The organism is Bacteroidota bacterium (genome assembly GCA_039714315.1).
Lineage (GTDB): Bacteria > Bacteroidota > Bacteroidia > Flavobacteriales > JADGDT01 > JADGDT01.
In genome coordinates this window covers 1-7,008 of sequence record JBDLJM010000155.1, presented here as the reverse complement: position 1 = coordinate 7,008, position 7,008 = coordinate 1, and the positions used below count along the sequence as shown (strand labels likewise).

Sequence of the window (7,008 nt, the reverse complement as noted above, 5' to 3'; positions counted from 1 at the left end):
TACTTGTTGCTGGTTACTTGTTGCTGGTTACTTGTTGCTGGTTACTTGTTGCTGGTTACTTGTTGCTGGTTACTTGTTGCTGGTTACTTGTTGCTGGTTGCAGGTTGCTGGTTGCAGGTTGCTGGTTGACTCGTCCTAAAAAAGTTTACAGGTTGCAGATTGAACAAACTTTAGACCAAGCAAAGGATGGCAGTTTTGGACTTTAAACTTTCCGGTACTACCTTTGCAAAATGAAAGAAATAAAAAACAACAACGATATAAATAATGGGTTCAGTGTTATACTTTTTATGACCCCAAACTGTGTACCCTGTAAAAGCATGAAGAAAGTTTTAGAGGAAATGGAAAGTTCTCATTCCGACAAAGCAACTTTTTACGCTGTTAATACTGAGGAAAACGAAAAACTGGCCAGGAAATACAATATCAGAAGCGTTCCCACAACTGTATTCAAAAACGGAAAAGATATCAAGGACAGATTTGCAGGTTTCATTGAAAATGTTGATCTGGAAAATAAGCTTATGAATCTGCTTTTTGATTTTGGAGCGGAAAGTGATGACTTTATGGATTTAGGCTTTTAATGTATTAATGATTTAATGTGATTATACTATATAATCCCTCCATCTCTCCATCTCTCCATCTCTCCATCTCTCCATCACTCTTTCCAAAAAAACTCCATCTCTAAGTCCATATTGTTTTCCACATCACACTGTTAACAACAATTAACGTCAACCCTATACTCTACTTTAAAATTAATCTATTTTTATCACTTCTATTTAAAATTACACTTTCCTGCTTAGATAGGTGGATGTAATAATATTGATAAGGTATAAAAAAGGCATAGTTTGAAATTTAATTAATCCTTAATGATAAAAATAAAACGAGAAGATCTTCACATTATAGGCAGGCACAGTAACTTACCTGAAAATGAAGCAGAAAAAATACTAAAACGAAACATTTACAATAATGTTGAAGATTGGAAAAAATTCCTCCGATTATTTATTATAAGTTTAGGTATCGGTTTTACAACTGCCGGAATAGTATTTTTCTTCGCCTATAACTGGGCAGATTTGCATAAGTTTATCAAGCTTGGAATAATAGAAAGTCTCATTGTGATAACGACCGGGGTTGTTCTACTTTCAAAGATAAATATCGATATAAAAAATATTATTATTACCGGAGCAACTGTATTAGTAGGTGTATTATTCGCAGTTTTCGGACAAATTTACCAGACAGGCGCAAATGCTTATGACTTTTTCCTGGGCTGGACAATGTTCGTAACTATTTGGGTTATTGTTGCCAATTTTTCACCTTTATGGTTGGTTTATCTCACTTTGGTAAATACTACTCTAATTTTATACTCGCAGCAGGTAGCACACGATTGGTCCGATGTTTTCTTATTTACCATGTTACTCCTTATAAATAGTGGTTTTCTGATTGGTATACTACTAAGAATCAAAATTATTAATAAAATAAAATCACCTAATTGGTTTACAAATATTTTTGCACTGGCATCTGTTTTCTTTGCCACTATCGGTATTATAATCGGAATTTTTGATTCTAGTGCAAGTCAGCTATGGTTTTTAGTTCTGTTTACTTCACTGCTATATGGCTCCGGTATTAAATACGGCCTGAATATTAAAAGTGGATTTTACCTTTCAATAATTCCATTCAGTGTTATAGTAATTATATCGGCACTACTCATAAAGATATCAGAAGATGAAGCAATGTTTTTCTTCGTAAGCTTATTTATTATTACAAGTGTTACTTTAGTTATTAAAAACCTGATTAACCTTCAAAAAAAGTGGAATAATGGATAAGCAGGAATATATTAAAGAAATAATAGCGAAAATTCAGCTTTCGGATAATACTGAATTTAAATACGACGAATTATCAATTGTAAAAGAGTACAGGCAACAAGAAGAAAACAAATCCAGTTTAGCTATAAAGGTACTGTCTGTTTTTGGTGGTTTATTGGCAACTTTAGCCTTTATGGGCTTTCTGTTAATTGCAGGATTATACGATTCAAAATTTGGTCTGATATTTTTTGGGGTAGTATTTATTGTTGCTTCTATATTACTAAATAAAGCTTATGATAAAATTATTATAGATACATTAAGTGTTTCTACTTATGTAATTGCATATGCTCTACTTGCTTTCGGAATGGATCAATACGATATTGATGACAATATAATATTGCTATTATTTGTGGCAATAGCTGCTTTTACATTATATCTAATTCAAAGTTATATTCTATCATTTATCTCAATTCTAATTACAAGCGGTAGCCTTATGGGTCTGATAATAGAAAATGACGCTTATAATTTAATCCATTTATACATAGCTGCTACTGCATTTTTGTTGATATACTTTATGCTAAATGAAGCTAAAATTATTGCTTCATATAAAAAGCTATCAAAGATGTATAATCCAATTAGAGTAGGCTTTATTTTCTCATTGATTTACGGTTTAGGTATAATTAGTATTAAAGACCTATTCAATATTTCTCAAGATTATATTTGGCTATCATCAATTGTTATGTTTTCGGCAATTATGTATTTGGTTTATCGAATTTTAGATATTTTAGGAATAAAATCAGCTAATAATAAAACACTTGTTTATATAACAAGTGCTTTGGTACTTATTCCAACAGTATTTTCTCCATCTATATCCGGAGCAATTCTTATCGTTTTATTAAGTTTCTTAATCAATTATAAAACGGGGTTTGTAATTGGTATAATTTCATTCGTATACTTTCTATCTCAATATTATTACGATTTAAACTATACATTACTTACTAAATCAATCATATTATTTTCTTCGGGAACAGTATTTATTATGTTCTATTTATTTACAGTTAAAAAGCTTGTCGGAGATGAAAAACTATAAGAAAATTATCATTCTTGCCAATTTGCTGGTAGTACTTGTTTTTTTTACCAACTCAATTATGAAGAAAGAAGAATTGCTATCGGAAGGTACACTTGTTTTATTGGAATTGGCCCCTGTTGATCCCCGATCGTTAATGCAGGGTGATTATATGCGATTAAGGTATAAAATATCGGAGAAGGTAAATTACGACAGTATCTCAAAGAGAGGCTATTGCGTCGTGAAATTAGACTCAAACAAAATAGCAAACAGAGTAAGAATTCAAGACGATCAGCTACCTGTTTACGATGATGAATATCTGATTGAATATACAAACGGAAATTGGAGCATAAACATTGGAGCTGAATCTTATTTTTTCCAGGAAGGAGATGCTCAAAAATATGAAGTCGCTAAATACGGAGGTATTAAAGTTGACAAAAAAGGAAATAGTCTCCTCATAGGATTATATGATGAAAATTTTAAACTAATAAACCATAAAAGATGAGAGCAATAAGTATTTTAATCTTTAGCCTTGTTTTCAGTAATTTTATTTATTCCGGGGAAATTACTGAAAAAGAACTAACAACCGAAGTAAAGGAAGTAACTGTTTTTATTGAGGGAGCCCAGGTTACAAGAAAAAAAACTGTTGATTTAGCACCGGGAAAATCAATTTTAAAATTCATCAGGCTCTCCCCTTTTATCGACTCAAAAAGTGTACAGGTAAAGGCCGAAGGACAAGTTACTGTACTATCTGTAAATCACCAGCAAAACTATTTGGACAAATCCGTTAAATCTAAAGAGTTGAAGGAACTGGAAAAACAACTTAAAAACACTGAAGATAAAATCAGTCTTGAAAACACTTACCTGTCCATTCTAAGAGAAGAGTTGGCATTTCTTCAGGAAAACAGGGATATCGGAGGTAAGAATGAACAAATAAACGTTGTAAACCTTAAGCAGGCATCAGATTTCTATTCTAAAAAGCTAACATCACTAAAATTAGAAGAAATTGAAAGGAACAATAATCTAATTAAGCTACATACTGAAAAAACAAAAATTCAAAATCAGATCAAAACCTTAAGTAGCAAGAAAGAGTTCCCTACCGGTGAAGTAATAGTAAAAGTTGATGCAAAAAAAAGGGCTACATTTTCTTTTGAAGTATCATATGTAGTTGGTAATGCAGGATGGTTCCCTTCGTACGATATCAGAGCAAAAAATATAAACGAACCGGTGCAATTAATATATAAGGCAAATGTTAAACAGGACACTAAGGTTAACTGGAAAAATGTAAAGCTCAAATTCTCTTCTTCCGATCCAAATGTATCAGGTGTAGCTCCTGAATTGAAAACATATTTATTAAACTATAACACTTTACCTCCCAGTTACAAACAGTCAATTAATAATGTAAGAGGAAAGGTGATGGATTCAAATGGTGAAGCATTACCGGGGGCAAGTATAATGATTAAAGGAACAACCATAGGAACTTCAACCGATTTTGATGGAAATTACTCGATCACAATTCCCAATAATGCCTCACATATTACCTATGACTTTATAGGCTATGAAACAAAGACATTGCCAATTTCAAAAAATGTAATAAATGTTGTTTTAAAGGAGAGTGCAATGGCTTTGGATGAAGTTGTTGTTAGCGGATACGGTAGCAGATCGGTTTCCAAAAGTCTTAGAGGAAAGGTTGCAGGCGTAAACACTGATAAATCAAATATAAAAATACGGGGAGCCAGTAGTTTGTCGATACCTACAATACAGGTTGAAAAACAAACAACCGTTGATTTTGAAGTAGACACTCCTTATACTGTAAAATCGGACAATAAAAGTTATATGGTAGATATTGAGTTTTACAGCCTTCCTGCTGATTATCAATATTACAGTGTGCCAAAGATTAACAGAAATGCTTTCTTAATAGCTAATATTATTGATTGGGAAAAATATAATTTACTTGAAGGTGAAGCAAATGTATTCTTTGAGGGTACCTATGTTGGCAAAACTTTATTGGATGTTAGATATGCTTCGGATACTCTGGAAATTTCATTGGGAAGTGATAAAAAAGTATCTGTTACAAGAGAAAAAATTAAAGACTACACCAGCAAACAATTTATTGGCAGTAAAAAGAAAGAAACAAAAGCATGGAAAACTATTGTGAAGAATAATAAAAAACAAAAAATCAATATACTCATAGCTGATCAGGTTCCTGTTTCAATCAGGGAGGAAATTGAAGTTGATGTACTAAATATTTCACGGGGGAAATTTAATGAAGATAGCGGTGAAGTTAAGTGGGAGTTTAGTTTGGATCCTAATGATAAAAAGGAACTAGACTTAAAATATTCGGTAAAATATCCTAAAAACAAACTCTTAATTGTAGAGTAATATTTATTGCTAAAGATTTACATATAAATGTATGATTATTTGAGAAAGACCTCACTGCTATAAAGACAATCAATGATAAAATTAAAGTTAAAATACTCTGATATACTGATGCTCGAAAAGGCCTGTTTCTATTATTCGGAAATTGAAGAGGAATTCTTTTCTGACAAACATTCGTTTATGTACAAGCAGTCTGTGGCACAACACCTTTACAATAAAAAGATTAAGCGTTTAGCGCATAATCCGCCGGCAGTTGTTTCCGGTAAAAAAACAAGAGATAAAACTATGAATCTGGAGTATTTTGAAGCCAGCATGTTAAGTGAAGTTCTGGATAAATATACTTATGGGAATCCCGACATGCACTACGAAGCAAATTTTGCAAGACAGTTGCTTCTGATGATACAGGACAGGCAATTAGCAGGTAGTTCCGGACGAATACCTTAACAGCCTAGCATTTACTCGTTTAAGAATCACTAATTTAGCTACACTGTTTAATAAAAACGTATCACTTTATTATGCAATTCAATAGATTTCATATTTTTCTCATTACAATATTAATAGGATTGACTTTTTTTTCCTGTAAAAAAGAGGATGACAAATTAACTACAGACCTGATAGAAACCAGTTGGGAGGTATTAAAAATAAAGAAACAGGGAGAATCTAAATATACTGATGCCGAAAATACCTATGTTATGGAGTTTACCGGCAAAACGGAATTCGAACTTAATCTGGATGTAAACACTTGTTTTGGTGATTATGAACTAAAAAGTGATGATTATATTAACTTTAAGTCAATGGCCTGCACCGAAATGTGTTGTGACTCCGAATTTGCCATGGACTTATCCAAAATACTTCTAAATATCACAGAATATTACAAACAAGGCGACGAATTGATTTTTAAAGGTGAAGGAGAAATAGTATTGAAAGCTCATTAAAATATACTTACTTTGCGCCCGTAATTTTTAATAATTAAATTCTGTAAAATGAAGAAGTATATAGCTCTATTCGTATTTTTTTCAATATTTTCCTGTAGTAAAGATAATGTAGATTATGATAAGGAAAATGAAAAAGATATATTAGAATATATTGAAGCTAATGATTTAGATGCAACAAAGAGTGAGTCAGGATTGTATTATGTAATTCAAAAACAAGGCGAAGGACTGAGACCTAACAGTAATTCTAATGTTACAGTAAGTTATAAAGGATACTACTCAGACGGAGAAGTTTTTGACCAAAGTAGCACTAATGGATTTTCTTTTAATTTACGTCAGGTTATAGCAGGTTGGACCGAAGGTATTACCTATTTTAAAGAAGGAGGAGAAGGAATTCTTTTGATACCTTCCCGCTTAGGTTATGGCTATGAGGATTATAGTAGTATTCCGGGAGGATCTGTACTTATTTTCGATATTAAACTGATAAGTGTGGATTAATAGAGGTTTTAGGTATTAGACACAAAAAATGACACTATCCCATAAAGTGTATAAGTTTAAAAATATCAGGGTTTGACTTTTTTAAAGTTGAGCCCTTTTTTCAAATATAGATTAAACTGGTTTAAGAAAATCCCCCCACTTTTATCTTTTATCTTTACTCTTTTATCTTTACTCTTTTATCTTTACTCTTTTATCTTTTCTCTTTCCTGCCTGACTGAGTCACGCAGGCAGGTATCTTTTATCTTTGAACTAAACCGGATCCACATCAATAACAAACCTAACCGACCTGTAGGCTTTTATTTCCTGGAAGTGACTGAATACCTGTTTGATATATTTTTTA

Annotated in this window: 9 protein-coding genes; all 9 read left to right on the top strand. The window is 32.1% G+C overall.

Going from position 1 to position 7,008, the window contains the following annotated elements:
• Positions 1-206, top strand: a 206-nt coding sequence (locus ABFR62_12280) for a hypothetical protein (protein ID MEN8139200.1), incomplete at its 5' end; no start/stop codon positions are given.
• Positions 207-230: 24 nt separating this feature from the next.
• A complete protein-coding gene (locus ABFR62_12275) occupies positions 231-575 on the top strand; it encodes a thioredoxin family protein (protein MEN8139199.1) in 345 nt (114 codons plus the stop codon).
• 285 nt (positions 576-860) lie between these two features.
• Positions 861-1,814, top strand: coding sequence for a DUF2157 domain-containing protein (locus ABFR62_12270; GenBank protein ID MEN8139198.1), 954 nt, complete (start codon positions 861-863; stop codon positions 1,812-1,814).
• Positions 1,807-2,883: a DUF4401 domain-containing protein gene (locus ABFR62_12265; GenBank protein MEN8139197.1), complete on the top strand. Its 1,077-nt coding sequence runs from the start codon at positions 1,807-1,809 to the stop codon at positions 2,881-2,883. Before ABFR62_12270 ends, ABFR62_12265 begins: the two co-directional genes overlap by 8 nt.
• The gene (locus tag ABFR62_12260; protein ID MEN8139196.1) at positions 2,870-3,364 is read left to right on the top strand and encodes a GDYXXLXY domain-containing protein; all 495 of its coding nucleotides are present in this window, start codon (positions 2,870-2,872) and stop codon (positions 3,362-3,364) included. The genes ABFR62_12265 and ABFR62_12260 overlap by 14 nt, the downstream gene beginning before the upstream one ends.
• Complete coding sequence (locus tag ABFR62_12255) at positions 3,361-5,241, top strand: mucoidy inhibitor MuiA family protein (protein ID MEN8139195.1); 1,881 nt, start codon at positions 3,361-3,363, stop codon at positions 5,239-5,241. The genes ABFR62_12260 and ABFR62_12255 overlap by 4 nt, the downstream gene beginning before the upstream one ends.
• A gap of 72 nt (positions 5,242-5,313) precedes the next feature.
• Positions 5,314-5,682 carry a hypothetical protein gene (locus tag ABFR62_12250; GenBank protein ID MEN8139194.1) on the top strand — a complete coding sequence of 123 codons (369 nt, stop codon included), beginning with the start codon at positions 5,314-5,316 and terminating at the stop codon, positions 5,680-5,682.
• Positions 5,683-5,753: 71 nt separating this feature from the next.
• Positions 5,754-6,173 carry an META domain-containing protein gene (locus tag ABFR62_12245; GenBank protein ID MEN8139193.1) on the top strand — a complete coding sequence of 140 codons (420 nt, stop codon included), beginning with the start codon at positions 5,754-5,756 and terminating at the stop codon, positions 6,171-6,173.
• Positions 6,174-6,221: 48 nt separating this feature from the next.
• Positions 6,222-6,668 (top strand): FKBP-type peptidyl-prolyl cis-trans isomerase, encoded by a 447-nt coding sequence (locus tag ABFR62_12240; protein ID MEN8139192.1) that lies wholly within the window; start codon positions 6,222-6,224, stop codon positions 6,666-6,668.
• Positions 6,669-7,008 lie beyond the last annotated feature (340 nt).

Bases quoted from the DNA above. Each gene is read 5' to 3' on its own strand.
- ABFR62_12255 (MEN8139195.1), top strand. From the start codon at position 3,361: ATGAGAGCAATAAGTATTTTAATCTTTAGCCTTGTTTTCAGTAATTTT.
- ABFR62_12265 (MEN8139197.1), top strand. From the start codon at position 1,807: ATGGATAAGCAGGAATATATTAAAGAAATAATAGCGAAAATTCAGCTT.
- ABFR62_12250 (MEN8139194.1), top strand. From the start codon at position 5,314: ATGATAAAATTAAAGTTAAAATACTCTGATATACTGATGCTCGAAAAG.
- ABFR62_12260 (MEN8139196.1), top strand. From the start codon at position 2,870: ATGAAAAACTATAAGAAAATTATCATTCTTGCCAATTTGCTGGTAGTA.
- ABFR62_12270 (MEN8139198.1), top strand. From the start codon at position 861: ATGATAAAAATAAAACGAGAAGATCTTCACATTATAGGCAGGCACAGT.
- ABFR62_12240 (MEN8139192.1), top strand. From the start codon at position 6,222: ATGAAGAAGTATATAGCTCTATTCGTATTTTTTTCAATATTTTCCTGT.
- ABFR62_12275 (MEN8139199.1), top strand. From the start codon at position 231: ATGAAAGAAATAAAAAACAACAACGATATAAATAATGGGTTCAGTGTT.
- ABFR62_12245 (MEN8139193.1), top strand. From the start codon at position 5,754: ATGCAATTCAATAGATTTCATATTTTTCTCATTACAATATTAATAGGA.